At 64.5% G+C, this 26012-nt stretch carries 31 protein-coding genes; 16 read left to right on the top strand and 15 right to left on the bottom strand.

The window, feature by feature from the left end; genetic code table 11:
• The first annotated feature begins 269 nt into the window (after window positions 1-269).
• From ACYQOP_RS14410 to ACYQOP_RS14390, 5 genes are all read left to right on the top strand, one after another.
• Window positions 270-896: a hypothetical protein gene (locus ACYQOP_RS14410; protein WP_461222803.1), complete on the top strand. Its 627-nt coding sequence runs from the start codon at window positions 270-272 to the stop codon at window positions 894-896.
• Complete coding sequence (locus ACYQOP_RS14405; RefSeq protein ID WP_461222802.1) at window positions 893-1264, top strand: DUF3768 domain-containing protein; 372 nt, start codon at window positions 893-895, stop codon at window positions 1262-1264. The genes ACYQOP_RS14410 and ACYQOP_RS14405 overlap by 4 nt, the downstream gene beginning before the upstream one ends.
• Window positions 1265-1386: 122 nt before the next feature.
• Window positions 1387-1905, top strand: coding sequence for a DUF805 domain-containing protein (locus tag ACYQOP_RS14400; RefSeq protein WP_461222801.1), 519 nt, complete (start codon window positions 1387-1389; stop codon window positions 1903-1905).
• Window positions 1902-2333 (top strand): superinfection immunity protein, encoded by a 432-nt coding sequence (locus ACYQOP_RS14395; RefSeq protein WP_461222800.1) that lies wholly within the window; start codon window positions 1902-1904, stop codon window positions 2331-2333. Before ACYQOP_RS14400 ends, ACYQOP_RS14395 begins: the two co-directional genes overlap by 4 nt.
• 326 nt (window positions 2334-2659) lie before the next feature.
• Window positions 2660-3307 (top strand): BON domain-containing protein, encoded by a 648-nt coding sequence (locus ACYQOP_RS14390; protein ID WP_461222799.1) that lies wholly within the window; start codon window positions 2660-2662, stop codon window positions 3305-3307.
• A gap of 76 nt (window positions 3308-3383) precedes the next feature.
• Here the strand turns inward: ACYQOP_RS14390 and ACYQOP_RS14385 are convergent, their stop codons facing one another.
• On the bottom strand, window positions 3384-4553 hold the full coding sequence (locus ACYQOP_RS14385; protein WP_461222798.1) for an acetate/propionate family kinase: 1170 nt from the start codon (window positions 4551-4553) through the stop codon (window positions 3384-3386).
• Window positions 4554-4691: 138 nt separating this feature from the next.
• Here ACYQOP_RS14385 and ACYQOP_RS14380 point away from each other — a divergent pair, with 138 nt between their 5' ends.
• Together ACYQOP_RS14380 and ACYQOP_RS14375 are read left to right on the top strand one after the other, a co-directional pair.
• Window positions 4692-7223 carry a phosphoketolase family protein gene (locus ACYQOP_RS14380; protein WP_461222797.1) on the top strand — a complete coding sequence of 844 codons (2532 nt, stop codon included), beginning with the start codon at window positions 4692-4694 and terminating at the stop codon, window positions 7221-7223.
• 102 nt (window positions 7224-7325) lie between these two features.
• Window positions 7326-7649 (top strand): c-type cytochrome, encoded by a 324-nt coding sequence (locus tag ACYQOP_RS14375; RefSeq protein ID WP_461222796.1) that lies wholly within the window; start codon window positions 7326-7328, stop codon window positions 7647-7649.
• 34 nt (window positions 7650-7683) lie between these two features.
• Here ACYQOP_RS14375 and ACYQOP_RS14370 read toward each other — a convergent pair whose 3' ends face one another.
• The 6 genes from ACYQOP_RS14370 to ACYQOP_RS14345 all read right to left on the bottom strand — a co-directional run bounded on the left by ACYQOP_RS14370 (window position 7684) and on the right by ACYQOP_RS14345 (window position 11969).
• Complete coding sequence (locus tag ACYQOP_RS14370) at window positions 7684-8313, bottom strand: DUF1003 domain-containing protein (RefSeq protein WP_461222795.1); 630 nt, start codon at window positions 8311-8313, stop codon at window positions 7684-7686.
• Window positions 8314-8419: 106 nt separating this feature from the next.
• Entirely contained in the window at window positions 8420-8623 is a 204-nt protein-coding gene (locus ACYQOP_RS14365; protein WP_461222794.1) for a DUF2934 domain-containing protein, read from the bottom strand.
• A 47-nt stretch (window positions 8624-8670) separates the two neighbouring features.
• Window positions 8671-9045: a hypothetical protein gene (locus ACYQOP_RS14360; protein ID WP_461222793.1), complete on the bottom strand. Its 375-nt coding sequence runs from the start codon at window positions 9043-9045 to the stop codon at window positions 8671-8673.
• Between the two features lie 55 nt (window positions 9046-9100).
• Complete coding sequence (locus ACYQOP_RS14355; RefSeq protein WP_461222792.1) at window positions 9101-9952, bottom strand: universal stress protein; 852 nt, start codon at window positions 9950-9952, stop codon at window positions 9101-9103.
• A gap of 648 nt (window positions 9953-10600) precedes the next feature.
• A complete protein-coding gene (locus ACYQOP_RS14350) occupies window positions 10601-11344 on the bottom strand; it encodes a helix-turn-helix domain-containing protein (protein ID WP_461222791.1) in 744 nt (247 codons plus the stop codon).
• A 61-nt stretch (window positions 11345-11405) separates the two neighbouring features.
• Window positions 11406-11969, bottom strand: coding sequence for an OsmC family protein (locus ACYQOP_RS14345; RefSeq protein ID WP_461222790.1), 564 nt, complete (start codon window positions 11967-11969; stop codon window positions 11406-11408).
• A 160-nt stretch (window positions 11970-12129) separates the two neighbouring features.
• Between ACYQOP_RS14345 and ACYQOP_RS14340 the strand changes: the two genes are divergently transcribed.
• Window positions 12130-13056 carry a LysR family transcriptional regulator gene (locus tag ACYQOP_RS14340; RefSeq protein ID WP_461222789.1) on the top strand — a complete coding sequence of 309 codons (927 nt, stop codon included), beginning with the start codon at window positions 12130-12132 and terminating at the stop codon, window positions 13054-13056.
• Window positions 13057-13130: 74 nt separating this feature from the next.
• Here ACYQOP_RS14340 and ACYQOP_RS14335 read toward each other — a convergent pair whose 3' ends face one another.
• A complete protein-coding gene (locus ACYQOP_RS14335) occupies window positions 13131-13946 on the bottom strand; it encodes a universal stress protein (protein WP_461222788.1) in 816 nt (271 codons plus the stop codon).
• Between the two features lie 177 nt (window positions 13947-14123).
• Between ACYQOP_RS14335 and ACYQOP_RS14330 the strand changes: the two genes are divergently transcribed.
• From ACYQOP_RS14330 to ACYQOP_RS14305, 6 genes are all read left to right on the top strand, one after another.
• Window positions 14124-14693 (top strand): hypothetical protein, encoded by a 570-nt coding sequence (locus ACYQOP_RS14330; protein ID WP_461222787.1) that lies wholly within the window; start codon window positions 14124-14126, stop codon window positions 14691-14693.
• A gap of 47 nt (window positions 14694-14740) precedes the next feature.
• A complete protein-coding gene (locus ACYQOP_RS14325) occupies window positions 14741-14986 on the top strand; it encodes a hypothetical protein (RefSeq protein ID WP_461222786.1) in 246 nt (81 codons plus the stop codon).
• A gap of 47 nt (window positions 14987-15033) precedes the next feature.
• Window positions 15034-15222 carry a hypothetical protein gene (locus ACYQOP_RS14320; protein WP_461222785.1) on the top strand — a complete coding sequence of 63 codons (189 nt, stop codon included), beginning with the start codon at window positions 15034-15036 and terminating at the stop codon, window positions 15220-15222.
• Window positions 15219-16829, top strand: a complete 1611-nt coding sequence (locus tag ACYQOP_RS14315; protein WP_461222784.1) for an HWE histidine kinase domain-containing protein — start codon at window positions 15219-15221, stop codon at window positions 16827-16829. Before ACYQOP_RS14320 ends, ACYQOP_RS14315 begins: the two co-directional genes overlap by 4 nt.
• A gap of 99 nt (window positions 16830-16928) precedes the next feature.
• The gene (locus ACYQOP_RS14310; protein WP_461222783.1) at window positions 16929-17171 is read left to right on the top strand and encodes a lipoyl domain-containing protein; all 243 of its coding nucleotides are present in this window, start codon (window positions 16929-16931) and stop codon (window positions 17169-17171) included.
• A gap of 173 nt (window positions 17172-17344) precedes the next feature.
• A complete protein-coding gene (locus ACYQOP_RS14305; protein WP_461222782.1) occupies window positions 17345-17563 on the top strand; it encodes a hypothetical protein in 219 nt (72 codons plus the stop codon).
• Between the two features lie 354 nt (window positions 17564-17917).
• On the opposite strand, the gene ACYQOP_RS14300 is transcribed toward ACYQOP_RS14305, so the two are convergent.
• From ACYQOP_RS14300 to ACYQOP_RS14290, 3 genes are all read right to left on the bottom strand, one after another.
• Entirely contained in the window at window positions 17918-18463 is a 546-nt protein-coding gene (locus tag ACYQOP_RS14300; RefSeq protein WP_461222781.1) for a recombinase family protein, read from the bottom strand.
• A 665-nt stretch (window positions 18464-19128) separates the two neighbouring features.
• Window positions 19129-19317: a hypothetical protein gene (locus ACYQOP_RS14295; protein ID WP_461222780.1), complete on the bottom strand. Its 189-nt coding sequence runs from the start codon at window positions 19315-19317 to the stop codon at window positions 19129-19131.
• Between the two features lie 211 nt (window positions 19318-19528).
• Complete coding sequence (locus ACYQOP_RS14290) at window positions 19529-19906, bottom strand: PilZ domain-containing protein (RefSeq protein WP_461225327.1); 378 nt, start codon at window positions 19904-19906, stop codon at window positions 19529-19531.
• Window positions 19907-20555: 649 nt separating this feature from the next.
• Here ACYQOP_RS14290 and ACYQOP_RS14285 point away from each other — a divergent pair.
• Window positions 20556-20843 carry a hypothetical protein gene (locus ACYQOP_RS14285; RefSeq protein ID WP_461222779.1) on the top strand — a complete coding sequence of 96 codons (288 nt, stop codon included), beginning with the start codon at window positions 20556-20558 and terminating at the stop codon, window positions 20841-20843.
• A 23-nt stretch (window positions 20844-20866) separates the two neighbouring features.
• Here the strand turns inward: ACYQOP_RS14285 and ACYQOP_RS14280 are convergent, their stop codons facing one another.
• Entirely contained in the window at window positions 20867-21340 is a 474-nt protein-coding gene (locus ACYQOP_RS14280; protein WP_461222778.1) for an SRPBCC family protein, read from the bottom strand.
• Between the two features lie 452 nt (window positions 21341-21792).
• Here ACYQOP_RS14280 and ACYQOP_RS14275 point away from each other — a divergent pair, with 452 nt between their 5' ends.
• A complete protein-coding gene (locus tag ACYQOP_RS14275; protein ID WP_461222777.1) occupies window positions 21793-22269 on the top strand; it encodes a hypothetical protein in 477 nt (158 codons plus the stop codon).
• Between the two features lie 32 nt (window positions 22270-22301).
• Here ACYQOP_RS14275 and ACYQOP_RS14270 read toward each other — a convergent pair whose 3' ends face one another.
• The 3 genes from ACYQOP_RS14270 to groL form a co-directional block, all read right to left on the bottom strand.
• A complete protein-coding gene (locus ACYQOP_RS14270) occupies window positions 22302-22538 on the bottom strand; it encodes a DUF6894 family protein (protein WP_461222776.1) in 237 nt (78 codons plus the stop codon).
• A gap of 734 nt (window positions 22539-23272) precedes the next feature.
• Window positions 23273-24163, bottom strand: a complete 891-nt coding sequence (locus ACYQOP_RS14265) for an ImmA/IrrE family metallo-endopeptidase (RefSeq protein ID WP_461222774.1) — start codon at window positions 24161-24163, stop codon at window positions 23273-23275.
• A gap of 197 nt (window positions 24164-24360) precedes the next feature.
• Window positions 24361-26007, bottom strand: coding sequence for a chaperonin GroEL (groL, locus tag ACYQOP_RS14260; RefSeq protein ID WP_461222773.1), 1647 nt, complete (start codon window positions 26005-26007; stop codon window positions 24361-24363).
• Window positions 26008-26012 lie beyond the last annotated feature (5 nt).

Raw genomic sequence — 26012 nt, 5'->3', positions numbered from 1 at the left:
CTGATTGAGGCGATCAACCGCTTAACTCAACCAAAGATTATCGAGCATTAAATCAACCTAAGCTTGACATTAGGACGATAATCTTATAATGTGAAGTTCGCTGCGGGCTGTTTCGCAGCTAACCGGATGCCCCCGATGCCCCCGATGCCCCTGCTGTTGCGACGCCTGCCACCGCCCGAGCCCGACCGGCAGCAGGCTGGTGCATCCTCCCCCTCACACTCAACGCAAGGCGGCCTCCGGGCCGCCTTCGTCGTTTCTGGAGCCCATTCATGACCATGACCACCACAACCAGCACAGCCGCCATCATGCCGCCCGGCCTAATCCTGTTCGGCCGCGACGAACGACAGCGCCCTCACGCTTCGCGCTTTGCCGCCGGGGACAAGGCCAATGCCGAGCGCGCCGCTGGACTGATGGGCATGCATGTACTTGAAATCAGCGACGACACCTATCGCCGCCTTGCCGCCGGCCTACCGCAGGGCCGCCTGTTTGAGAGCGGCAAGGCTTTTGTGCCGTTCGTCAAAGCCGAGGTGTTCGAGCGTCTGGTTGCCGCAGCGGGCCTGCCCGATGTTGCCGTGCCCGTTAGGGCTTCAGGCAAGGCCGCCAGCGCCCCTCCGGCATCAGGGGGCGGGGCGAGTAGCGCTTCGGGCGCCGGAGGCCCTGGCGGCCGCTTCAAGGCACCGACCGATTGGCACGAGATCGAACGCGGCTCCCTCGTACTCGCGTGCGAAGGCCCGCAGGAGGGCTGGTTCGAGGCGATCATCATGTACACAAAAGCCGACGACGCATTTGAGCTTCAGTGGCGCGACTGGCCGGACAATCCGTTGATCACCCGGCACCGCAGCGAGCTTGGCTTGCTCCCGCCCGGCGCGGTTCACGGCACGAAGCAAGGTTCATGAGTCGGCTCGCCCATAACAGCGTTGAGGCGGATCCCGCCTCGACCACCCGCACCCCTCGGGTGCGTGCCCTCAACGATGCCTTCCGCCGGAGCTTTGCCGGCGGCCATGTGATGCTGTCACGCGGGATCGCCACCCTGCCCGTAGAGCGCCGCCGCGAGGCCGAGGCAGCGGTGCAATCGTTCGCGGCCTTCAGCGTCGCCGACGACCCGTATGGCGAGCACGATTTCGGAGCCTTCGATCTCGCCGGGCACCGATGTTTTCGGAAGATCGACACTTATGACCGCGCCATGGTCGGGCACTCGCCTGACCCGGCCGACGCGGCGGTGACGGTGCGCGTGCTTACCATCATGCTGGCTCAGGAATACTGAGCCTCCGACACCGATAGCCGTGCCTGCCAGCTTCCCAGCCGGCGCACCCGCCCAAACGGCGTTGCGCGTGACCCCAGCCACGACGCCGCGCTTATCACCACCCCATCATCAGGATCTCGAACATGAACTCGTACCTCAGTGCGATGCGGAGCTATCGCGACTTTTCCGGCCGGACCTCGCGCGGCGACTACTGGCGCTTCATTCTTATGTACTTCGGCATCGCGCTGATCGCGCTGGCGCTCGATGCCGCCTTTGCCACCGGTAACAAGGATGGTGGCCTGTTCATCGGCCTCACTCACCTTGTTCACCTCCTGCCGCAGGTGGCGGCGGGCATTCGCCGAATGCACGACACCGACCACTCGGGGTGGTGGTTGTTGCTCAGTCCCGTCGCGCTGGTCTTTGCCTGCTTCGCCGGGACGACCGGGCTTAACCGGTTCGGGCCGCCCCCGGTAGCCGGTGTCGTACCCGCCTCAATTGGCACCGTACCTTCGACACCCACCTCGGCTGCACCTGTCGCCCCGCCGCGTGACGTCATCGCCGAGATCGAGCGGCTGGCGCAGCTTCGCGCCGGCGGCAGCCTGTCGGAGGCCGAGTTCGAGGTGCTGAAGGCGCAAGCCCTGTCGCAGGCGCGCGGCGCGTGAACGACGACACGGCCTGGGTGCTGGTCGCGCTCACCGTTTGCGTGGCGATCTACGGCCTACCCTCGATCATCGCCTTCCATCGCCACCATCCCAAACGCTGGGTCATTCTGGCGGTCAACGGGCTGTTCGGCGGGACGCTCATTGGCTGGGTCGTAGTATTAGTGTGGGCACTTCACGCGATACATTGGCCGGATCAGCCCAGCGCCTCGCAGTGCGGTGAATCGGGGCTGAACCTGTTCGTCAACGACACCCGGCAGGTCGCCCTCGTAGCGGCCCCTCAGGGGGATGGGGGCGGACACGCGCGGCCCGCCTTGTCACCCGCCGATGCGGTGCGAGAGCTCGGACGTCTCGCCCATCTCCGCACCAATGGCCACATCGACGAGATCGAACACCGGATGATCAAAGCCTCGATCCTTCGAAAGATGTAGGGCGGATGGCTCCTGACGACCCTACCTCAACGTAGCGAGGGCCTTGGCCTTAACCCGAAAGCTGGCAAGCGCAGCGCTGTTCGATGAGGCCAGCGATGTCCATTGCGCGTGACTATCGTGTGGTTTCACCGTGCCAGATAGCTTGGATGGAACAGCTCTACTTCCAGGCTGGCTCCAGCGCTTGCGTCGCAGGAGCGTCCTACTCGCTGGGGTGGCCACGGCCTAAGCCTCCATCCCGTTTTGATCCTGCGCAAAGACCCAGGGCACCATCGCGTTCACGAAGGTCAGCGGTCGGATCGGCCTGCGCCCGACCTGGGAGCACCATCATGGACGATACCCTGCTTCGACAGCACATCCTCGACGAACTCGACTTCGACCCGAGCGTCGGCTCGGCGCATATCGGCGTCGCCGTCGACGGGGGCGTTGTCAGTCTTTCCGGATGCGTCGGGACCTATGCCGAGAGGATCGCAGCCGAGAAGGTCGTTCAAAGGGTCCGCGGCGTGCGCGCCATCACCGAGTCGCTCGAAGTCCGCGGGCCGGACACGGAGAGGACCGGCGACGTCGAGATCGCCGGACGCGTCCTGAACGTCCTCGCCTGGGACTCGCGCATCCAGGATCACGGCATCCAGGTCAAGGTCGAAAAGGGCGCCGTCACGCTCAACGGGACGGTTCCGTACTATTTCCAGAGCGTCGCCGCCGCTTCCGACGTCCGGAGGCTGTCCGGCGTGACCGACGTGCTCAACTTGCTCGCCGTGCGTCCCCCGGCCGAGGCGGTTCATGTAAAGGCCAAGATCCTCGCGGCCCTGAAGCGGAACGCCAAGCTGGATGGCGACGCGATCCAGGTCACCGTCGTCGATGATGAGGTCACGCTGGAAGGCTTCGTGAACGCCTGGCACGAGCGTGAGGTCGCTGAACGGGCGGCTTGGTCCGCACCGGGCGTGCGAGCGGTCGTCGACCGCCTAGTGCTGGCATGATCGGGCCGGGAGCCTTCGCGCCGTTCATCGTGATCGAACATGTCAAACCGGGGCGGGCTCGGCTTCGACGGGGTGGCTAGTCCGGGTGGCCATGCAAGGAGATCCCGAGGAGACATCCTGCCTCCTCGGCGATTTCACGCTCCTCGTCGGCCGGGATGACGAGGACCGGGACAGCTGCACCAACGCGCCCGATACTCGACCACCCTTGGGCGTTGTGTTCGGGCTCGATGTCCAGGCCGAGGAACGCGAGCTTCCCGCAGACATCGCTTCGGATTGTCGCCGCGTTCTCGCCGATGCCGCCGGTGAAGACGAAGGCATCGAGGCCGCCCAGGGCGGCGACGAGGGAGCCGGCCTCCCGAACGACGCGGTAGGCGAAGAGATCGAGGGCCTCACGGGCCTCCAAAGCCTCGCTTTTTTGAAGAACCCGGACGTCGTCGCTGATGCCGGACACGCCGAGCAGGCCGGAGCGCCGGCCGAGCAGGTCGGCTACCTCGGACGCTGCCATACCGCGCGACTGGATCATGTGGAGTACGAGGCCCGGATCGACAGTGCCAGAACGGGTGCCCATCATCAGGCCCCCGAGAGTAGTCAGCCCCATCGTGGTCGCGATGCTGCGTCCCCCGTCCAGGGCGCAGAGGCTGGCGCCGTGGCCGAGATGTGCGACGATGATACGCCCCTTCGCCCTCTCGCCGATGAGCCGGGGCAGCACCCCGGCGATGTGGGCGTATGAGAGGCCATGGAAGCCGAAGCGCAGAAGGCCGTCCTCGGTCAGCGCGCGCGGGATTGCCTCGATCTGGGCTAACCGGTCCTGGGTCCGGTGGAAGGCCGTATCGAAGCAAGCGACCTGCGGCAGGCTGGGCCACGCCTCTTCGACGGCAGCGATGCAGGCGAGCCCCTGCGGTTGATGGCCGGGGGCCAAGGGCACCAGAGTTTCCAACTCGGCGACCAGGGGTTCGTCGATGCGGGCCGGGCCAGCATGGCGGGCGCCGCCATGGACGATGCGGTGCCCGACCACTCGAAGGCGGAGATCCGGCAGTCGCTGAAGGCAAGTGAGGAGCCATTTCACCACGAGGGCGAGATCGCCCGCCGGCGGCACATCCCCTCCGAGCTCGAGGTCCCCCGTCACCGTCAAGCGCGGGGAACCGCCGATCCCGGCGACGTGCACGCGCCAAGCTGCAGCGTCCTGGCCTTCCCTGAACAGGGCGCAGCGCAGACTGGACGAGCCGGCATTGAGGACTAGGATCACGCGCATCCCCAGGCATGACCCTCAGTGGCACGGCCTAGCCGAGCGTGACGTGATCCAGATCAAAGAACCGCCACCCGGGGAATGCGACGACCGGCTTCATGGGGCGCAGGATCGTCCCGCAATGCCCGGGAACCCGAAATGCCTGTCGCGAGCGATCCGAAGCCTGCCGTCGTCCAGGATCACGGAGGGAAGCCGTCCCGCCTCGACTTCGTGCCCGGGCCGCTGGGACCGACAGGCCTCGCTGCCATCGATGCCTACTGGCGGGCAGCAAACTACCTCTCGGTCGGCCAGATCTACCTGCTCGACAACCCGCTGCTGCGTGAGCCCCTGTCCCTCGGACACGTGAAGCCGCGACTGCTCGGCCATTGGGGCACTACGCCCGGCCTCAATTTCATCTACGCGCACCTCAACCGGACCATCGTCCTGCGCGACCTCGACATGATGGCCGTCTGGGGGCCGGGCCACGGTGCCCCCGGGCTAGTGGCCAACGCCTACTTGGAAGGAACCTACGGCGAGGTCTACCCTGATGTCGGCTCCGACACGGAGGGGATGCGCCGCCTATTCCGCCAGTTCTCGTTCCCCGGTGGCATCCCGAGCCATGCCTCACCCGAACTGCCCGGCTCTATCCACGAGGGGGGTGAGCTCGGCTACTCGCTGATCCACGCCTTCGGTGCCGCCCTCGACAATCCGGGCCTGATCGTCGCTTGCGTAATTGGGGACGGCGAGGCCGAGACTGGACCGCTCGCGGCCTCCTGGCACGCCTCGAAGTTCCTCGACCCTGTCGGTGACGGTACCGTCCTGCCGATCCTCCACCTCAACGGATACAAGATCGCCAACCCGACCGTGCTGGCGCGGATGCCGGGGGCGGAACTGCGCAGCCTCCTCATCGGCTACGGCTACGAGCCGCTGTTCGTTGAGGGCGAAGAGCCCGGCCTGATGCACCAGGCCATGGCGACCGCCCTGGACTACGCGCTCGACCGGATCGCGGAGATCCGCGAGGCAGCGCCACGTCGCGATGTAGGTCGTCCGAACTGGCCGATGATCGTGCTACGCAGCCCAAAGGGATGGACCGGCCCGAAGGTCGTCGACGGTAAGCCTGTCGAAGGGACATGGCGGTCGCACCAGGTCCCGGTGGCGACCCTGCGCGAGAACCCGGACCACCTCGCGATCCTGGAGCGCTGGATGCGCTCCTACCGGCCCGAGGAGCTTTTCGACGACGCGGGCCGCTTCGTGCCGGCGCTGACTGCCCTGCATCCCCACGGCGAGCGGCGCCTGAGCTCCAACTCCCACGCCAACGGTGGACGCGATCCACGGGCGCTGCGGCTGCCCGATCTCGCCGAGCACGCTATCGCGATGCCGTCCCACGGGACGGTGGTCGTTGAGGGGACGCGCGTGCTCGGTCGCTACCTTCGCGACGTGCTCGCCCTCAACGCCGAGGCCCGGAACTTCCGAGTCATGGGTCCGGACGAGACCCTGTCCAACCGCCTTGATGCTGTGTTCGACGTCACCGACCGCGTCTGGCGCGACGCAATCGTGCCGACCGACGAGCACATGGCCCGGCAGGGCCGGGTGATGGAGGTGCTGTCCGAGCACCTCTGCGAGGGTTGGCTCGAAGGCTACCTACTCACTGGTCGGCACGGCGTCTTCGCCTGTTACGAGGCCTTCATCCACATCGTCGATTCGATGGTGAACCAGCACGCGAAGTGGCTCAAGGCCTCCCGGGCGCTAGCGTGGCGCAAGCCGGTACCCTCGCTTAACATCCTGCTGACCTCGCATGTCTGGCGCCAGGACCAGAACGGGTTCAGCCACCAGGACCCAGGCTTCATCGACTTCATGGCTAATAAGAAGGGCGACACGGCGCGGGTTTACCTGCCGCCGGACGCCAACTGCCTGCTCTGGGTGATGGACCATTGCCTGCGCACGCACGACCGCATCAACGTCGTCGTCGCCGGCAAGCAGCCCGCCCTGCAGTGGCTCGGCGCCGACGAGGCGGCGCGGCACTGCTCGGCCGGCATCGGCGTGTGGGAATGGGCCTCGAACGACGGCGGAGCCGAGCCGGACGTGGTCATGGCCTGCGCTGGGGACGTGCCGACCATGGAGACCCTGGCGGCCGTCGAGTGGCTCCGCACCCGCATTCCGGAAATCCGAATCCGGGTGGTGAACGTCGTCGACCTGATGACGCTGCCCTCGCCCGACATGCACCCGCACGGGCTCGACCACGCCACCTTCGACAGCCTGTTCACGCGCGACCGGCCGGTGGTGTTCGCCTACCACGGCTATCCGTGGCTGATCCATCGCCTGACCTACCAGCGCACCAACCATGCCCACATCCATGTCCACGGCTTCGTCGAGGAGGGGACGACCACCACCCCCTTCGACATGGCGGTGCTCAACGGCCTCGACCGCTACCATCTCGCGCTGGCGGCTCTGCGGTGGTCATCCGGGCTCGGGTCAGCCGTGCAGCATGCTGAGGAAGAGCTCCGCGACCTGCTGGCTTTGCACCGCGAGCACGTCTGCCGCACTGGGGAAGACCTCCCACATGTCCGTGACTGGGCCTGGGCGGATGCGTCCGCCCTTAGTGGTACGCGGACTGCCAAGGCTGGGTTCGACCTGCAAATGGTGAGGGACGTCGTTGAATACGAAACCGGGCCTGACGGCCGGACGCTCTAGGCGTCGCAGCCCCGTTTGCTGGCTCGGTGACCATTGCGTCCCGCCGGCCGCATCCCTTCGCCCCTCGCGGGCACCGCTTACCCCCTGGATCGGATCCGACCTATGTCCAAGCGTCTCGCCTACTGGCTGCTTATCCTCACCAGCCTCCTGCAGACCGCCGAAGCTGCCACGGACGGACAAATCCAGCGTGGCAAGATCTTCGTTGGCGCGAACTGCGCGACTTGCCACGCCGTCGGACGGATCGGGGCAAGCCCGCTGGCCATCGCGCCTGCATTTCGGGACCTCCATATGAATTATCCGGTCGAGGACCTTGGTGAGGCCTTGGCGGAAGGCATCACCACCGGGCATCCGACCATGCCGGAGTTCCAGCTCGGACCCGACCAGATCACCGACGTGGTGGCCTACTTGAAGTCTTTGGAGCGCTGACCGTAGCGGAAGTTCGAGACCGCCCCGTTAAAGACTATGCTGGGCCGATGCCGACAGCCTTGGCGATAGCCTCGATCTGCGTCGACTGCGTGGCCAGCATGCCTTCGAGACGCTCCATCCGGATGTGGTCGAGCTTGTCGTGCAGGGCCATGATCTCGACCTCGGCCTTCAGGTTGATCTCATAGTCGAGGCCGGCCGCCATCCGATCCCGCGCCGCCTGGCGGTTCTGAGACATAAGGATCACTGGCGCCTGCAGGGCGGCGACCATCGACAGGATGAGGTTCAGGAAAAAGTAGGGGTAGGGGTCGAAAGCACCGGAGCGCGCCAAGACGACGGTGTTCACGAGGACCCATGCGACGAGCATTCCCGTGAAGACCAGGATGAAGCCCCACGAGCCACCCAACTGGGCGACGCGATCCGCGAGGCGCTCGCCGAACGCCTGGTTCTCCACCAGGACGCGGTTCACGTCCTGGGACACGTGTCGCCGCTTGGCGATGTGGAGGATCACCCGCCGCTCGCGTTCCGAAAGGCCCTCAAGTCCCGCCTCCATCAACTGGTGGGCGAGCTGGGTGACCGCGGCGTCAACGAGCGGCCTTCCGGCGTCGTCCGCCTTGGCACGGTCGACGATGGGGGTAGCGCGGCCCGACAAGACGTGCTCGCCCATCAGTGGCTCAGAAAGCTGTAGAGTGGGAAGTACCGCAGGATATCACGGCTGACACCGCCAAGGACGTCCTCGCGTAAGCGCCCATGACTGCAGTCACGTCCGCGGATCAGCGGCAGCAATCGGACCCCGTTCCGCTAGTGACGAAGCCCCCGTCCGGAAGGACCGGCTGGCCGGTCGTCTCGCCGCGGAGTTGCCGTTCGGCCTGGAGCCAGAACTCTTCCTCGTAGCCTTCCGGCCGACCCCGAGTCTCCCAGAGTTCGAGGGCGCGGCCGCGGATCTCGGCTTCTGTCGGCATCGTCTCGGGTCGCATGGATCGTGTCCTTGATGTCCAAAGGCGGAGGGGATGCGTCGCGGCGGCTACGACTCAGGCAGAACCTTGTCCTGCAACGCGTTCCTTGGAGCGGGAGCACGCTTCCGCGCGGCTCCCCGGATCAGAGTGGCGATGGCATAACCCATTGCACCGACGGCAATAGCGGTGGCCAACGCTGTCGTCCCGCGTCGACGATCCCCATCCGAAATCCCACCCCGGGTTGCCTGGTCCGCTTGCCGGATGGCGGCGTGCCCGCGTTCCAGGGTGTCCTGCGCCAAATGCGTGGCTTGGTCGGCGACGGCGCGGACGGCGTCCTGGGTCTGCGAAAATACCTCCTCGGTCGATTCTCCGATGCGATGGCTTTCGGTATCGGTTTCCGGACTTGCCATGGAATGGCTATGCTCGTGATCGTGCTTGGTCATGATTGGGTTTCCTGTCCTGGTGATCGACCCTTTGGTCGACCGGGTTCGTCCGCAATCAGTGCGCGAGAAAGAGGGGGGTCGGGCACGCCGTCATCAACGACTGGGTAAGCCCGCCAAAGATCCACTGCCGGATGGGACCGTGGCGGTAGGCACCCATGACCAGCATGTCCGCGCGGTAGCGACTGGCCGCATCGCGCAAGGTCTCGGCAATGTCGCCGTCCGGACGCAGCGGTACGTCGTCCACAGTCACGGCGATGCCGTGGCGGGCCAGATGTGGAGCGAGCTCGGCCCCCGCGACCGAGCTCGACAGATCCTTCTCGCCGACCACCGAGATGATCTCGACGGCCTCGGCCGCCCTCAAGAACGGCAGTGCGTCGTTCACGGCCCGGGCTGCATGCCCGCCGCCGTCCCAGGCGATGACGATGCGCCGGCCGGCGAAGGCGTTGTGGCCGGCTGGGACGACGATGACAGGGCGACCGCTTCCGAACAGCGCCGCTTCGATCAGCTCGCGGTCAAGGTCTATGGTGCGCTCCTCGGCATCCAGGATGGTGAGGTCGTGCAGCCGAGCCTTGGCCGCGAACGTGGCGAGAATGTCCGGATGCGTCAGTTGCGGGCTTTCGACGGTGCATCCGACGCCGGCGCTGGCGGCGTCGCCTCGAACCTTTTCGGCCACCGCCTGGCTGAGGCCGGCGGTCCGCCCGTTCTCCTCGGTCACGAGCGCTCGTCCGAAACCGCCAGCAAGGGCGCTGTTCATGACGAGCCGCCGCGAGGCCGCCTGGACGGTGAGGTGCGCCCCAGCGGCGACTGACAGCGACAGGCCGTAGCCGATGGCATTGCTCGTCTCGCCCTGCTGGCCCTCCTCGGTCAGGCCCACGAGCACGTTCTTGATGTCCTTGAGTGCCGGCATGGATACGTCCCTCGTTTCGGTTGGACGAACCCTAGTCCCGGCCCCGCGGTAATCCTTGATCCAGCGCAAAGCCGGTCGCGAAGGCCGAGAGCATGATGCCGTTCGAACCTGCCCCACTCGTATCGGGGTCCACCGCGAAGGGCTAAGCACGCATGGCTCGATTGATGATGACGCTCGCGGTGCTCGGCGTGCTCGCGGCCGCGGCCACTGCCCACGCTGCTTCTGATGACGGCCGCCAAGCCCGTTCCCACGGACCGAACATGCCGCGCTCCCGGGACATCGTGCCGAGCGAGATCAGGCCTCAGGAGCCCGCCGCGACAGGCCGCATGCCAGGTCGCGCATCGTCCGGTAACCGGTCAAGCTGGCAGGACATGAAGCGCCCGCCAGTCCGTCCCCCGTCGTTGTGAGAGTAGCATTTCATGACATTCTCGACAGAGCTTCTGTACGGCGGCAAGGCCCCTACGCGGCGCATCGGCGAGCCTGCCTACTTCCTCGACTCCTCTGAACTGCGACCGGCGCTGCAGGAGGCGCGGGCCTGGTTCGACGCAGCAAGGACGACCGCCCTGGCGACGGGGGGCGCCGTCCCCTCGGCGGTCGCCCTCATGGAACGTGGCCGTGAAGTCTACCGTTACCCGGCAGTCCGGACCGTCAGTGGGCCGACATCCGGTCGAGGCGTATCTGGTCAATGAGGCGCACGCCGCCTGGCACGATGAGTATGCAACCGTCCCGGTCCAGGCGCGACAGGGTTCGGCTCACCGTCTCGATAGTCAGGCCGAGATGGTCGGCGATGTCGAGGCGTCCCATTGGAAGTTCGAGGGTGACCGAGGACAGCCCGATCCGGGCGTAGCGCGCCTGCAGCCCCACCAGGAAGGTCGCGATCTTCTCCTCTGCCGTACGTCGGCCAAGAAGCATCATCATGTCCTTGGCCCGGGACAATTCCTGTCCGGTGATCTCGTGCAGGTGCATCATCAGGCCCGGCTGCCGGCATACCAGGTTCCGAAAAGCCAGCCGCTCGAACCTGCATGCGATTACCGGCGCAAGCGCGTCCGCCGACACCATGTAACGGTCGAGCATCGACAACCCGAGGAAGTCGCTCGGGAAGGCGAAGCCTGTGACCTGCCGGCGTCCATCCGGTAGGATGCGATACAGACTGAGCGCACCAGAAATGACGTTGAACACGGAGCCGGCAGGCTCGTCCTGCACGTAAAGGGTCTGCTTCTGGTCGAGTGACACGCGCCGGCTCAACGGCTCCAGCGTGCCGCGTTCAGCCAGTGGCAGGTCCGTGGACAGGCTGACGAGGCGGACCTTGCCGAGCCCATCGCCTCGATGCGCCGGCACGGCGGTGAGGCTCGGATAGGTCGTCGGGCGGACCTGCAACGAATGGAGCGACATGGGGCTCGTCCTTCCTGTTGGAGCGGTCTCGTCAAAACGGCGGATGCGGTGCCGTGGCCAGTCAGGCCGCGACGGAGGATCTCGCGAGGGCCACGTCGAGGTGGACCGGGTTGTGCAAGGTGTTCGCCACCGGCGACCACACCAGCGTGTGCTTGATGAGCGCCGCCAGGGCCTTGCGCGAGGCGTCCGCATCCATCGCCACTGAGACCCGGATGTCTCTCGAACCAGAGGTCTTCGGATGGAGGTCGCCGCTGCCCCAGACGGGAGTCATGTTGATGTCGGCCTCGACGCTGAGCTCTAGCGACCGGATTTGGATGCCCTGTGCCAGGGCGTTGGCGTGGATGCCGATGGAGAGGCAAGACCCAAGGGCGGCGAGCAACGCCTCCGAGGCGTTCGGCGCGGTGCTGTCGTGCAACCGGCCCACGGGCTCGTCCTCCATCACCGGCTTCGGCGGCAGGTCCCGGATGTAGTTCAACTGGCTGATCCGCCCCTGTGCTACAGTCCGGCACCGCAGGGTGCGAACGGCCGTCGGGTTGGCCTTGCCCTCTGCGATGACTGCTTCCAGTCGACGCCTGCCGATGGGCGCCGGAGCCCCTCCGTCGGAACCCGCTGGTAGCCGTGCCATGCCACTTTCCTTTCGTACGTATAACCGGCGCGCAGCATCTCAATTCATGAAGATATTTCGGCCCTGCTTATTCTGCCCGCCTGAGTATAGGTTGCAGAAAAACAAAAGTCGGCACCCAAAGTCGACGATGGGAGATGCAGAATTGGGTGGCAGGTGACGGATGCTTGACTGGGACGACCTAAGGTTTTTCCTCGCCCTAGCGCGGCATGGCACGCTCTCGGCTGCCGCCAAGGTGCTGCATGTCTCGCAATCGACGGTTGGGCGGCGCCTGAACTCGCTGGAGGCGACGCTCGCGGTGCGGCTCCTGAACCGCACACCCGAGGGCTACGTTCCGACCTTGGCCGGCCAGGAGGTGCGCCGGAAGGCCGAACGGCTGGAGGCGGAGGCACTGTCGCTGGAACGCGACGTCACCGGCCGCGACGCCCGAATGCGCGGCCTTGTCCGCGTCACCTGCGCCGAGACGCTCGCCGCACATGTCCTGGCGCCAAGCTTCGCCAAGCTTCACGCAACCCATCCCGACATCATGATCGAGCTCATCCCGAACCCGCGGGAACTGAGCCTTGCGATGCGCGAGGCCGACATCTCCCTGCGCATGCGGCAGCCCGAGCAGCACGACCTCGTCGTGCGGCGCATCGGCGGCATCGCCTTCGGCATCTACGCGACGCCGGACTACCTCCGGGACCTGGGCCCGTTGGATTTCGACGACGGATGCGCTGGGCATCGCCTCATCACTCAGCTCGACGACACCCAGGAGATGACCCAGTCCAACTGGCTCACCGACCTGGCCTCGCGCGCGACGGTCGTCCTTCAGACGAGCAGCCACGAGGCCGCCGTGCTGGCCGCCGCGAACGGAGGGGGATTGGCGTGCCTCGCGCGCTTTCGCGCCGATGGGGAAGCAAGGCTTACGCGTCTGTGGGTACCGGCCGATCCTCCGTGCGCGGACATCCTGCTCCTGGTCCATAAGGACAACCGCGATACCCCGCGCATCCGGGTGGTGCTGACGCACATCACGGAAAGCATCCACGAACTTGCAGGGGTGCTTCAACCCATTGAGACGAGCACCTCGGACGTCCGCGTCCCGGTTTAATCGTCTCGATCCCGTCATGCGCCTTTCGTGGGCGGCGCCCGCCCGCAAGCATCAATGCATGGGTTGAGAAGCGGTCAGTTGCTCATCAGGCAGCAGACTGGCGTATTCCGCAGGATGTCCCAGGTGACGTCGCCGAAGACCCACTCCTGGAGCCGGGAGTGGCCGTAGGCGTCCATCACCAGTAGGTCCGCACCCTCGCGGTCAACGAACCCAAGGATCGCCGCGGCGGCAATGAGGTCGTCCCCGCGCAGCAGGTGGGTGGTGACGGCTGCCCCGTGGCGCGCGAGGTATTCGGCGACATCCTGCGATCCGCCGTCATCCAGCTTGGGGCTCACGGAGACGACGTGGACGGTGTCAGCCCGTTCCAGGAACGGTAGGCTGTGTAAGACGGCCCGCCGGGCCTCAAGGCCATCCTTCCAGGCGATGACGACCCGACCGATCCGGAGCTCCTCAATGCCGGGCGGGGCGACGAGGACAGGGCGGCCGGCCTCTACGACGAAGGGACCGGGTAGGACGACGAGGGGGCCAGGATCCGGATCTTCGGCGCCCCACCTCCCGACCACGACCACGTCGGCGGCCCTTGCCTGTTGCATCAGGTAGCGTGTCGGGTGCGCCAGGTCGGACCGCCAGGAAGCCCGTCCAAAGCCCTCGGTGCTACGCTCGAAGAGCAGGCTGGCTTGTTCCAGGTCCCGGTTAGCCCGCGCCATCGCGACGTCCGACACCTGGACGGCCGAGAGGATGTCGCGGCTCCCGGATGGCGGGTACACCTGCCGTGAGGCCACGCCGATAAGCCGGGACTCGAACCGCTTGGCCAGGCTGGTCGCGAGTTGGACCCGATCCGCCGCGGCCGCGCCGAGATCGACGGAGACCATGATGCTGGCCAAGTTCATGAGGGTGCTCCGTACCTTGAGGCTTCGGGATGGGGTCCCCGGTCAAGCACGGACATCCCACCGTCGGCCTTGATCCAGGACAAAGTATCGATGGGATGGACGCGTCAAACCCAGGGGCTAGCCAAGCGAACAGTCTTTGGACGCTTGGCATCCCGGAACCCATGAATGGATTTGACCATGAGAACGCTGACGGCACTGACGGTGATGTTCCTCAGCCTGTCGATGATGAATGCCGCCCAGGCGCAGTCGCCGGTGCCACCTTCCGGGGATGCGGCCGCGACGATGCGGGAGGCGGGACGCGAGGCAAGCCAGGCAGCGGATGCGGCGCTTGAGGCTACCCGTCTTGCGCTGCAGGCGTCGAAGGTGGCGGTGAAGGAGGGCCCGAAACGGTCCGCTGACATGATCGGGAAGCTCGCCACCGACGCCGCGGAGGCCGCTACACGCGCGGAGACCAAGATCGCTGCTGCCAACCGGGCGGCAGGGGTCGCAGCCAACGTCTCAATGCTGAGGGCGACGGATTCGGCGCGGAAGTCCGTTGAGGCGACGCAGGCGGCGATGCGGAAGTCCAAGGAGGCCGCCGAGGCCTCGGTCAGCTCGAACGTGGCATCCGTCCGGCGGGCCGCGTCGGGTGCGCGGGCCGCCATTGTCAGGGCCGCGACGGCCGCATCGAACGCCGCAAAGGCCGCGCGCGAGGCGGCCCGGACCACATGGGAGCGCGACATGGCGCAGACCCAGCTTCGCGGCTGACATCGGTCGGACGCCGCTTCCGACCCTATCCTTGAAGGAGAACACCGATGACGACGAGCATGATGGCCCGGTCCTGCGAGGAAGCCGCGCACCAGCACGACCGGGCCGCGGCCCATTACAGGCATTCCGCCAGGCATCTTGCGAGGGGCGAGCACGCCGCCGCCGTCAAGGAGCGGGACCTCGCCATCGACCATTCCGACAGAGCCCGGATCGAGGAACTCGCTGTACGGCCAGATGGCATGGCGTCGGAGATCCGGACCCAAACAGAGGCGGCCTGGCACTTCGTGGGCTGATGCCGCCGAATGCCGGTTTCCCTTCCACCTGCCATGCGGACCCGTCCATGACCAACCCGATGTCTCCCGAGCAGCCCAATCCGACGTTTCCCGACCCGTCGCCGGCGCACCCGCCGCAGCCCGAACAGAACCCTCTGCTCGAGCCGCGCGGCGTACCCGACTATGGCCCGGACGAGATGCCTCCCTCCAACGAACCTCTCGGCATCCCGTCCGGCGCCCCGCCGGAAATCGGATGACCCCCGGCTCGCTCGTCGACCCACCCTCCGGCTTTTCCCTGGCGAGGGGACCACCCGCCACAGACGGGTACGAGACGCCATCCGCCTATGCCATCGAGGCTGTCCTTGGCTTGTCAGGCCTGGGTGTGCTTCGCGAGCATGACCGCATCGTTGCCGAACTGGCGCGCAGGGTTGGCAGCGTCGACCCGTTCGCTGCCGCGGTCCGCGCCTCGCAAATGGCGATGGTGATCACCGATCCCCTCCAGGCCGATAACCCCATAGTCTTCGCTAACGACGCCTTCTGCGTCCTGACGGGCTTCCCCCGCGATGAGGTCTTGGGTCGGAACTGCCGCTTCCTGCAGGAGGCAAATACAGACCAAACCGAGATCATTCGCGTGCGCGAAGCCATCAAGGGTGGCGTCCCGGTCGAGGCTCGGCTCGTCAATCGCCGCAAGGACGGAAGCTTGTTCTGGAACAGGCTCTTCGTGTCCCCGGTGTTCCAGGGCGAGACCCTGGCGTTCTGGGTCGGCTCCCAGTCCGACGCCACGTCGGAGAAGGCCCGCCTCGACCGTCTGTTGACCGACAGGGAGGCGCTGGAGCGTGAGGTCGAGCGTCGGACCCGCGACCTGACCGAGAGCGAGGAACGCCTGCGGTTCGTGCTCCAGGCCGGACGGTTGGGTTCGTGGACCCTGGAACTCGCCGACATGGACTTCGTCGCATCCGAGACCTTCAAGATCGCACTAGGGCGAGACCCGAACGCCCCAATGAGTCACGCAGAATACGTGGGCCTGATCCACGAGGATGACCGGATTCGGCACGACGACAGTGTCGCCGCCTGCATCGCTGGACATGGCGACTACGACATCGAGTACCGCGTCAACACCCCAGCCGGAACGGTTCGGTGGTTCAAGATCCGTGGCAAGCCATTCTATGGCGACGACGGCGTTCCCCTGCGGTTGGCCGGCATCGCCCTCGACGTGACGGAACGCAAGATCTCCGAGGCGCATCGTACGCTGCTCTCCAACGAGCTCAATCACCGCGTCAAGAACACCCTGGCCACCGTCCAGGCTATCGTGGTCCAGACCCTCAGGGCGAACCTGAGCCATGACGAGACCCGGGAAATCATCCAAGGCCGCATCCATTCCCTTGCGGCGGCGAGCGACGTGCTCACCCGCGAGAGCTGGGACGGGGCGATCCTGACCCAGGTTGCAACGACCGCCTTGGCCCCGTTCCGAGCCGAGGGCGAACACCGCATCAAGATCAGGGGACCGGAGGTCATGCTGACGCCCCGGCTGACGCTGGCCTTCTCCATGGCCTTCCACGAGCTCGCGACAAACGCCGTGAAGTACGGAGCGCTGACGAATGAGACCGGCCGCATCCTCCTCGACTGGGATATCCTCAGCGGTTCACATCCCCCAACGCTGCGTCTGACATGGCAGGAATTCGATGGCCCTCCGGTCAGCGCGCCGACACGCCGTGGCTTCGGATCGCGCATGATCGAGCGTGCCTTGGCGGACGAACTCCGGGGTTGCGCGGAAATCGACTATCGGCCGGACGGCGTCGTCTTCACGGCAGAGGCCCGCCTGCCCGAGATACCCCAACGTGATTCAGGCCCGATCCAGGCCTGACTGTGATCCAGATCAAGACACACTCTGAGGCGATGGCCTCAATGGCTTCACCGCTCGTCGACGCCGGGAAGCCGGAGCGATGGACTATGGGAGGAAACGATGACCGACGTTCGCGTATCCGAGGATCTGTGGTCCACGGGCATGCTGCCCGAGGGCATCTTGGAGCGTTGGCTCGTTGAGGACGGGGCCAGGGTACGCGTCGGCGAGGCCGTGGCGGCCGTGCGCATCGGTGACGCCCTGCACGACATCGTCTCGTGCGCGGATGGCACCGTATCGATCATGGCGCCCGCAGGCGACTTGGTCGACCCAGGCTGCATCATCGCCGAGGTCAATGCGCGATGACGTCTCCCCCCGACGCCAGCGCTCCAGCGAGGAAGCCATGACCGGAACCGTGGTTCAGGGATGGGGTTTGGGTATCGTCGCCGTCCTGTCGCTTGCCGATGCCCAGCCCGCAGTGGCGGAGCCGGTCAGGAACCACCGCATCCGAGGCTGGAACATAGTCGCGGAGAACTGTGGTGGGTGCCACGTCGTCGGCGGCCTGCAGGAAGGGGGGATATATCGGTCCTGCGTTCTCGGCCCTGGCCGCGATGCCTTCCACCACCGGCATGTCCCTGAACATCCTGCTGCAAAGCCACCATCGAACCATGCCGAGCGTGAGGCTCGACCGGGACGAGGTGGATGCCGTCATCGACTACATTCTCAGCCTTAAGGCTGCAGAGCCTGCACAGCATTGATCCTGACGGTGTGGCACGCGTAACGCCGGTTCGCCGACGCAGCTTCACGCCCTGAACGATGAGCATGCCGACCGTATGCAGTATCGTTCGCACACCACGGCGTATAAATACGAGAGCTCGTTCAGGGACCAAGTGTGACACCCGGCCGGGAGTGGTCCCTGCAAGCCCTCTAACGCTCGAGCCGTCGCTCAGTAAGCTCGGCATTCTAAGTCTTGGTTAGGCGACAGCGAAGCATATATCATCGAGCACTCAACGAAACGCTGCCATGTCCGCTTAAGGAGACCACGGAACTAGAAGCTGCCAGTCTGCTCCCCACCCATTTAGGACATCGGCACCCTTAATACAGGCTGTCAGTTAGGCCTCTCTGATCACCCGATACACCTGCATACGGGAGCAGCCCAAAGCGGCGGCAATCGCCGCGGCCCCATCGCCTGCCGAAGCCATCACCTTGATCCGCTCGCGGTCGAGACGGCGCTTACCGCCGGCGTAAGCGCCACTGCCCTTCGCGCGCTCGATGCCTTCGCGCTGGCGCTCCTTGATGAACCGTCGCTCCATCTGCGCGACCATGCCGAGTACCGTCATAACGACGTGGCCCATTTCCCCTCGTGTCGAGACGTGGGGGTCGAGTACCGTGACGTGGGCGCCGCGCTGCTCGGCCTCGTGAATGAGGTTCAGGACGTCTCGGGTATCGCGGCCAAGCCGGTCGAGGCGCGTGACCACGAGTTCGTCGCCGGGCCGTAGGAACTCGAGCACGGTCGCCAATTCAGTTCGGCTGTCGCGGCTTCCGCCCGAGACTTTCTCAGAACGGATGACCCAGCAGCCTTCGGCCTTCAGCCGGGCAACCTGCCCTTCAAGATCCTGATCAAGGGTGCTGACGCGGGCGTAACCGATGCGGGCCATGGTTTGTAACCTCAAGCTTTAGGCCCGAGGCTAACTTGTCACAAATAGCCGGTGTCAACCCAGATGTTACGATGACTGATGTCCGCCATGTTACGTCACGTTGGGGTATACCCTGATGTCACCCGACACCACCGGCACCGCGCCTGAAGCAAAAGAAATCACCTATCTTACGGTATGGCCAGGGCCGCGCCCAATCGTCTCACAAACGGCGACACTTTGCGCTGCGAGGCTAACTAGGTCCACTCAACTGCCTCGCCCATTATTTCCACAGCATCCGGGTGGGTCTCGCTCTTGAAACCCTCGACCGTCCGCATAATTGTCGCTCCCCTTCGGGTGCATCATTACCCGACTGACAGAACGTTACTAATCGGACCTCGCCGCCCGTGATGCGAGGGCCGAAAAGGAGGACCACTTGAGAACGAACGTTGGTTACGCTCAGCTCATCCCAATGGTCCAAGGCGTTCTCAATACGCTCGATAGTGGGATCGCGGCAGAGGAAAATGCTGCGGCTGGGCTAGGCCGCTTGGCACGCGCAATGGGCGATGGGCAGAGTGAAGGGGAGGAATCTCTGCTCCAAGCGAGCCGTCATCACGCCATCGAGGCCATGCAGATGCGGGCCAAGAAGGCGGCACTTCTCACTCAATACGGGCTGTCATAGCCCATGGTTACTTGGCGCACTCCTCAGGGACCGCTACGGGCTCTGCTAGACCACGGGCATAGAGCTTGGCGACGGCAGCCCAGAAGCTGACTCCGTCCGCGCCTGGAAACATCTGCAAGCGGAGGTCGATAGCCTCCCGAGCGGCCTGCGCCATGGCAGTCAACTCCTCTTCGGCAGCTTCAAGCAACGACGGCATCGCGGCATCCTCAAGCTGTCACGCACCTAAGTTAACGCTTGCGGTGCACAAAACGATCCGGCGGCGACCCGCAGCTTTTCTGGCTGCCTTCGGCTGCCGGTCTACTCTTCCATCTTCCGCTTCGAGTTCTGGAACAGCCCCCGGTAGTCATACGTGAGACAGAACTCGGTTCGCTGGGTTAATGACGGTCCCTGCGAGACGCGAAGCGGTATCAGAGTAACGATGAGATGGCTCGGCGAGAGGGTACGCCAACGCCACCACCCTCAGCAGCAGTTTCGGGCTTCTCAGATGCTATCAACGACGGGGCTACGCCTGCCGCGCCCCGCTTTGGCACCCTAACCGCTTTGCTGACGTGTTCTATCCTGACGCCTGTATAATCGCCCCGTCTCCATGCAATCCTCACCCTGCAGATAAACTCGCGACCAACGATGCGAAGAAGGAAGGCTTCGGGCAGAGCCTGATTGGACGGGATGCCTAACCGCGCACCGGACTTCGAAACATCCTTCACGGTGCAGGCGAGCTCGGAGCCATCAGGTAGGCGGACGGTAGCAATCCAACTGGTACGGTTGCGCTCCTCGCTGCGCACCATTTGGCCTAAAAGTGGATCGGAGCCCTCCTTCGACATTTGCCGCTCCCGCTCGTCGCGTCTTTGTAAACTTCAATACGATCAAAGAGTTTAAGAAGACACATTCCAAGGACCAGACCTTGCGGCAGCCGGGAGCAGGCCTCATGCCTACCCCCGGCCGCCCTCTCGCCTACCTCAAGCCCGGCCGCCCGGAAACGGCTCCTGAAAGTCCCAAATACTAAACGCTATCCTTTGGGTTATCGATAAACGGCAGCCTTTATTGCTGCGCCCTGTGCGCCTCCTATGGTGCAAAAACCGCAGCAGTAGATGGGAAAGATGCAGCCTGGGATGCTCATAGCGTAGTAATAATAAAAGGGCGCAAGGCAATATTGGAGTCGTAAGCCAGAACACAAATGCGATTGCCAGCCAGTTCTTGAGGTTTTCCGACATAGGGAAAGTGAGTGATCCGCCGTCCCTGAATTCGGTTGTTGACTCGCTCGACGGGCTTGGCCGCAATGGCGCAATGCTCAGTGACGTCTCAAATGTCGTGCCTATTGAGGCAAGCCGCGAACGTTTCCTGAGCTTCGTCAAAGCAGCGTGAGGTTGCCCCATGACCGCCGAAACACCCCCAAAGCCAGGGCGGACAGCGCACCCGCTGACGCCAGCACAGGCCATGCAAGTCGGTGACGCGGAGTTCCTCGGCTTCATCATGGAATCGGCTGCTGACGCCCGACAGTCTGTCGCTAAATCCAAAGCGGTGATCGAAGAGACGAGGGCGATGTTGAAGGAGCCTGAGGCTGAACCCAAGCGTCCCTCCAAGCTCGGCGCGGAGAAGCTGACGCCCGAGGAGCAGAAGCGCCGGTTCATCGAAGCCGCACGCGAGGCCGGATCCAGCGAGGACGAGGCGGACGTCGATGCGGCGTTGAAGCGGATTGCGAAGCCGAAGCAGGGGCAATCGTAGCGCCCCCGCTTCGATAAGATGTCCTACTTGGATTTGTCGGCGATGCCCTTCAGACCGCCATCGTAGACGCCAGCAATAGCTTCCTTGGCCTTATCGTCGGGCGCGCCCTTGGCTTTGAAACTGCCAGTCCAAGTGACCTTAGAGCCGCTACCATCCTTCTCGACCATGATCGTGGACTTGTAGTCCTCGACCGGAAGCGGTCCTGAGAGGATCGTGTAGGTGTAGCTCATCTTCTTGTCGTCGCGGGCCTGCTCCTGCTCGACGATGGTGCCGCCGCCCTTCAACGATAACGTACGCCCCTCCTTGCTGCCGTTTTTGGACAGCACGCACTTCTCAATGACGGGGTGCCAATCGCCGATGCCGCAGAAGCCGCCGATTGTCTTCCACACTGCGTCCGGCGAAGCGGCGACCATCGCGGTCTTCGTTACCTCCAGCGCGAGAGCAGGCGTGATCGCGACGGCGGCAAGCGCCACGGCGGGAATGATCGTCTTGAACATCTAGCGTTTCCTCAAGAGGCTTCTTTGACAGGCGTCAGCCTGCAACTGAGGTAGCTAGGGCGCAATCGACATTAAGCTATGCCGTTTGCGTATGTGCGAACGGTATAACAGCTGACGAAAAGCCCCCGGCCGGCGCGAAGCCAACCGAGGGCGAGGAAGGCTAAGTAACTGAGGAATAAGGCGGTGGGATTTATCACTGCCGCCAACGCCGACCAAGAGGCCAACCATAAGGCTGGCCTCTTAGTCGGCTAGATGCCGCTCCCCGCTTACTCGGCAGCGGCCATCTCGGGCGTGAGGAGGCCGCACCAATCGCTGTTCGCCACCACCGGACAAAGGCACTTCGACTCGGGGGCGGGCTGCGGTTCCGGCGGAGGTGAGGCGATGGATGCCGTGGTCTGCGAACTTAGGCGCAACTTAGCCGTTGCCACGAAGTAATAGCCTCAGGAGTGAAAGTGCCCGGCATCGACCACGCGCCCAGTTGGCTTGACTGGCTTACTCTCTCCCTGGCCATCCTCGGTGTCCTGCTCGGCATCTTTAACACTTGGAGCAACATCAGAGCCCGCCGCCTGCGCGTGAAGGTCACTCCCGCCTTCGCCATGACAACGACCGGAGGGCAAGGCTTCAGCATCGAGGTGTTGAACCGAAGCTCCTTCCCTATCGTGGTCAATGAGGTCGGATTGACCCTCAAGGATACGACACAGCGGGTGACTGTCGGTCGCCCCTACTTTGCTGACGACGGCACAATGCCTCGTAGGCTCGGTGCGAGAGAGGGGATGATAGCTTATTTCGAAAGGCCCGCTGACATCGGCTTCCCATTCGGGGCAGCCTATGCCCACCTATCGAGTGGTGAACAGGTCAACGGGTCGGGCCATGCGATCCGGCAGCTAAATCGCGAGCTATCCAAGCGCAAGCGAACCCGCGCACAGTAGGCCGGCCGTATCCTCGCGCCTGCCCGGACCTCTCATCCGAGTGCCTCGATGTCGAGCGAGAGATGGGCCCGGTAGACAACCCTACGCGCATCGTCTCGCACCACCGCGAGGTAGTCGTGGCGGTCGTGAGCAGGGTCGAACCCTTCGGCCACCCTGCGCATGATTTGCACGAGCTTTTCCCGCGCGGCGTCGGAGTCCGGGAAATCGAAACCAACCGTATCCTGCACGTGGGTGGCTCCGTCGTGGATGTCGATGAAGTACCGTGGCATTGCCCGTGGCCTTTGAATGGGCTCCCCGGGGCGGCTTGTACTCCTTGGCGGGGGTGATGTGCCCAATCCCTATAGCCGCAGGAGGCGGGATACCGTTCGGTGATGCTATCGTGCCGCTACCCTTGATCGGGTTAAAGCGGAGCCGCGGGGTATGACACGGCGGTGAGGGTCGTCGGTGCTTGGTAACATATTCCCATCATGCGGTGGTGAACCTGCGTTGCCCACGCCCGTTGACCCAGCAGTCATGCTCACCCGCATGCCAGGAGTGCTGATGCCAGATGCCCCCCTCATGCCACCTCAAGCCCCGATGGACGTCACCTTCAAGGGACGTGGGCTGGGCCGCATGTTGGGCTTAAAGGTTGCGTTACTGATTTGCCCAAGGTGCTCTCAACGGAACGCTCCGAAGGTCGAGGCGAAGGGCTACTGCAACTGGTGCTCCTACGAGGCCACGCGGGGGACGCGGAGCCGGCGGGGAGAGGGTGAAGGATAACGGTTCGGGGGCCGGCTATCCGGCGCGGAATATACAACGACTCACGAACGAGATCGAAATGGCGAACCTCACTCGCAAATAGTTCCCCATATCTAGCACCGTTGAGGAAGCCCGCTGTGAGCGATTTCGGAATGCCAAGTCATTTGCGGGGTCGAGCAGGCGCAACGGCACCGTAGGCCGCAGATGCTACGCGGGATGGGTAGAAATTAGTTCACTGCCCTATCCAATTCGGCATCGGTGATGCCTACCGTCGCCCCGAGTGGAAGCGGTAGCGCCAGCCCTCCTCCAGCCTGCGCTCATCCGCGCTCTCCTCCGGGGGTAGTTCTAGCCTCAGCAGGATCATCGCGAAGCCGTTCTGCTGGAGATACACCTGCTCGTAGAGGGCCGGCGCGCGGAGGTCGCGCTTCACATCGATCCAAAGATCGGGACTGCACGCGGCGATGTCGCCCGCGATATTCGGCCGATGCGAACTGCTGTGATAGCGCGAGCGTGTTGGGACCGGGCTGCCAACCGCGCAGATGATGGTGGGAAAGGAGAGGCTGCGGTAGCACCGCTGCACCCGGCCGTTGCCCGCCACGACAATGGCGATCCGCTCCGGGTGGTACTGCACGTAGGCTCGCGCCGCCGCCTCCTTACCGACCGCAAAGTCGCGCGCGAGCGCAAGTACGTGCTGCAGGTCCGGCTCGCGAAAGGCAGCCATGGCCTCCCTCAGCAAGTGCGGTGGCATCAGCACGAGTGCGGCGAAGCGGTTGGCCTCGACTTCCCTAAGCTGGCGTACGTCGCCCTCCTTCGCTGTGAGGCGCACTAGGTCAGAACTCTTGCAAAGGAACCGCCCGGGCTGATCCGGGACGTGGTGCGCCATCAGGAAGTGGCCGAGTTCGTGCGCGATGGTGAAGCGGCGACGCGGTTCGCCCCCGCGCTTGGCGAGGATGGTTCCTTCGGACCGCTTCACGTTGGTGACGAGGCCGCCCTCGAACTCGTCACTGTCCAGGTCCTCGATCCTGAAGATCCCGAGGCGTGCACACATCTCATGGATCGGCACGGGCACCGGCAGGTTCGGTTCGGCCTGTAGAATGCGTTTGACGAGCGCCTCCGGCGAGCCCGCGCCCCCGATGTCTATCCTGCTGATTGCCATCCGCGCAGCCCCTTCCCCTCCCTGAGCCGAATCATCATGCTCCCCCGCACCCGCGATCCCGAAACCGGACTGCGGGGAGTTCGTACAGGCAGCATGCCGAAATAGGCTTCGTAGCCGATTGAGTGGCATGCCAAATTGAAAAGGGCCGCCCCAGAAGGCGGCCCTATCAAAACAGATAACTTGGGTTTTTACGCGGATCAGAAATCCATGCCGCCCATGCCGCCCATACCGCCGCCGCCACCCGGCATCGCCGGCGCTTCCTGCCTCGGAGCATCCGAAATCATGGCTTCAGTGGTGACCAGGAGCCCAGCGACTGACGCTGCACCTTGTAGTGCTGCACGCACGACCTTTGCGGGATCAACGATACCGGCCTGGAGCATGTCAACGTACTCCTCGGTCTGAGCGTTGAAGCCATAAGTCGCTGAGGAGTTGGCAAGGATCTTCCCGACCACAATCGAGCCTTCGACGCCCGAGTTCTGGGCGATCTGACGGATCGGGGCTTCGAGCGCCTTCAGCACGATCTTGATGCCGGCCTGAACGTCAGGATTGTCGTTGGTAAGGCCCTGAGCCGCGGCCTTGGCGCGAAGGAGCGCTACGCCGCCGCCGGGCACGATACCTTCCTCGACCGCCGCACGCGTTGCATGAAGCGCATCATCAACACGGTCCTTCTTCTCCTTGACCTCGACCTCGGTCGAGCCGCCGACGCGAATGACGGCAACGCCGCCGGCGAGCTTGGCCTGCCGCTCCTGGAGCTTCTCACGGTCGTAGTCCGAGGTGGTGTCCTCGATCTGCGCCTTGATCTGCGCCACACGTGCTTCGATGTCGGCCTTGTCGCCGGCACCGTCGATGATCGTGGTGGTCTCTTTGTCGATGCGCACCCGCTTGGCGTGTCCAAGCATCTCGAGGGTGACGTTCTCGAGTTTGATTCCGAGATCCTCGGCGATCATCTGGCCCTTGGTCAACAGGGCAATGTCTTCGAGCATGGCCTTGCGACGGTCACCGAAGCCCGGAGCCTTCACAGCCGCGACCTTGAGGCCGCCGCGCAGCTTGTTCACGACGAGCGTGGCAAGCGCTTCGCCCTCGATGTCCTCGGCGATGATGAGCAGCGGCTTGCCGGTCTGCACCACAGCTTCGAGGATCGGCAGTAAGGCCTGTAGCGAACCGAGCTTCTTTTCGTGGATGAGGATGTAGGGATCCTCGAGATCCGCCATCATCTTCTCGGGGTTCGTCACGAAGTACGGCGAGAGATAGCCACGGTCGAACTGCATACCCTCGACGACGTCGAGCTCGGTCTCGGCGGTCTTGGCTTCCTCTACGGTGATGACGCCCTCCTTGCCAACCTTCTCCATGGCGTGAGCGATCATCTCGCCGATTTCCTTGTCGCCATTGGCAGAGATCGTGCCTACCTGGGCGATCTCCTCGGAGGAGGCCACCTTGCGGGCACGCTCGCCGATGTCCTTCACGACCGCCGCAACAGCGAGGTCGATGCCACGCTTCAGGTCCATTGGGTTCATGCCGGCGGCCACGTACTTCACGCCCTCGCGGACGATGGAGGCAGCCAGCACGGTTGCCGTTGTGGTGCCGTCACCGGCGATGTCGCTCGACTTCGAAGCCACTTCGCGCACCATCTGAGCGCCCATGTTTTCGAACTTATCGGCGAGTTCGATCTCCTTGGCGACGGTGACGCCGTCCTTGGTGATGCGGGGCGCGCCGTAGCTCTTCTCGATGACGACGTTGCGACCCTTGGGCCCCAGCGTGACCTTCACGGCGCTGGCAAGAAGCTCGACACCGCGCAACATTTTCTCGCGGGCATCGACGGAGAAACGAACGTCTTTGGCAGCCATGGGGG

The sequence above is a fragment of the Methylobacterium sp. CM6247 genome, assembly GCF_054817925.1.
This window is presented reverse-complemented; position numbering and strand designations above follow the sequence as displayed.

What these genes read in the sequence shown, in the direction of transcription:
- ACYQOP_RS14410 (WP_461222803.1), top strand. Translation starts at nt 270, where the DNA reads ATGACCATGACCACCACAACCAGCACAGCCGCCATCATGCCGCCCGGC.
- ACYQOP_RS14405 (WP_461222802.1), top strand. Translation starts at nt 893, where the DNA reads ATGAGTCGGCTCGCCCATAACAGCGTTGAGGCGGATCCCGCCTCGACC.
- ACYQOP_RS14400 (WP_461222801.1), top strand. Translation starts at nt 1,387, where the DNA reads ATGAACTCGTACCTCAGTGCGATGCGGAGCTATCGCGACTTTTCCGGC.
- ACYQOP_RS14390 (WP_461222799.1), top strand. Translation starts at nt 2,660, where the DNA reads ATGGACGATACCCTGCTTCGACAGCACATCCTCGACGAACTCGACTTC.
- ACYQOP_RS14380 (WP_461222797.1), top strand. Translation starts at nt 4,692, where the DNA reads ATGCCTGTCGCGAGCGATCCGAAGCCTGCCGTCGTCCAGGATCACGGA.
- ACYQOP_RS14375 (WP_461222796.1), top strand. Translation starts at nt 7,326, where the DNA reads ATGTCCAAGCGTCTCGCCTACTGGCTGCTTATCCTCACCAGCCTCCTG.
- ACYQOP_RS14370 (WP_461222795.1), bottom strand. Translation starts at nt 8,313, where the DNA reads ATGGGCGAGCACGTCTTGTCGGGCCGCGCTACCCCCATCGTCGACCGT.
- ACYQOP_RS14365 (WP_461222794.1), bottom strand. Translation starts at nt 8,623, where the DNA reads ATGCGACCCGAGACGATGCCGACAGAAGCCGAGATCCGCGGCCGCGCC.
- ACYQOP_RS14360 (WP_461222793.1), bottom strand. Translation starts at nt 9,045, where the DNA reads ATGACCAAGCACGATCACGAGCATAGCCATTCCATGGCAAGTCCGGAA.
- ACYQOP_RS14355 (WP_461222792.1), bottom strand. Translation starts at nt 9,952, where the DNA reads ATGCCGGCACTCAAGGACATCAAGAACGTGCTCGTGGGCCTGACCGAG.
- ACYQOP_RS14350 (WP_461222791.1), bottom strand. Translation starts at nt 11,344, where the DNA reads ATGTCGCTCCATTCGTTGCAGGTCCGCCCGACGACCTATCCGAGCCTC.
- ACYQOP_RS14345 (WP_461222790.1), bottom strand. Translation starts at nt 11,969, where the DNA reads ATGGCACGGCTACCAGCGGGTTCCGACGGAGGGGCTCCGGCGCCCATC.
- ACYQOP_RS14340 (WP_461222789.1), top strand. Translation starts at nt 12,130, where the DNA reads ATGCTTGACTGGGACGACCTAAGGTTTTTCCTCGCCCTAGCGCGGCAT.
- ACYQOP_RS14335 (WP_461222788.1), bottom strand. Translation starts at nt 13,946, where the DNA reads ATGAACTTGGCCAGCATCATGGTCTCCGTCGATCTCGGCGCGGCCGCG.
- ACYQOP_RS14330 (WP_461222787.1), top strand. Translation starts at nt 14,124, where the DNA reads ATGAGAACGCTGACGGCACTGACGGTGATGTTCCTCAGCCTGTCGATG.
- ACYQOP_RS14325 (WP_461222786.1), top strand. Translation starts at nt 14,741, where the DNA reads ATGACGACGAGCATGATGGCCCGGTCCTGCGAGGAAGCCGCGCACCAG.
- ACYQOP_RS14320 (WP_461222785.1), top strand. Translation starts at nt 15,034, where the DNA reads ATGACCAACCCGATGTCTCCCGAGCAGCCCAATCCGACGTTTCCCGAC.
- ACYQOP_RS14315 (WP_461222784.1), top strand. Translation starts at nt 15,219, where the DNA reads ATGACCCCCGGCTCGCTCGTCGACCCACCCTCCGGCTTTTCCCTGGCG.
- ACYQOP_RS14310 (WP_461222783.1), top strand. Translation starts at nt 16,929, where the DNA reads ATGACCGACGTTCGCGTATCCGAGGATCTGTGGTCCACGGGCATGCTG.
- ACYQOP_RS14300 (WP_461222781.1), bottom strand. Translation starts at nt 18,463, where the DNA reads ATGGCCCGCATCGGTTACGCCCGCGTCAGCACCCTTGATCAGGATCTT.
- ACYQOP_RS14295 (WP_461222780.1), bottom strand. Translation starts at nt 19,317, where the DNA reads ATGCCGTCGTTGCTTGAAGCTGCCGAAGAGGAGTTGACTGCCATGGCG.
- ACYQOP_RS14290 (WP_461225327.1), bottom strand. Translation starts at nt 19,906, where the DNA reads ATGGTGCGCAGCGAGGAGCGCAACCGTACCAGTTGGATTGCTACCGTC.
- ACYQOP_RS14285 (WP_461222779.1), top strand. Translation starts at nt 20,556, where the DNA reads ATGCAAGTCGGTGACGCGGAGTTCCTCGGCTTCATCATGGAATCGGCT.
- ACYQOP_RS14280 (WP_461222778.1), bottom strand. Translation starts at nt 21,340, where the DNA reads ATGTTCAAGACGATCATTCCCGCCGTGGCGCTTGCCGCCGTCGCGATC.
- ACYQOP_RS14270 (WP_461222776.1), bottom strand. Translation starts at nt 22,538, where the DNA reads ATGCCACGGTACTTCATCGACATCCACGACGGAGCCACCCACGTGCAG.
- ACYQOP_RS14265 (WP_461222774.1), bottom strand. Translation starts at nt 24,163, where the DNA reads ATGGCAATCAGCAGGATAGACATCGGGGGCGCGGGCTCGCCGGAGGCG.
- groL (WP_461222773.1), bottom strand. Translation starts at nt 26,007, where the DNA reads ATGGCTGCCAAAGACGTTCGTTTCTCCGTCGATGCCCGCGAGAAAATG.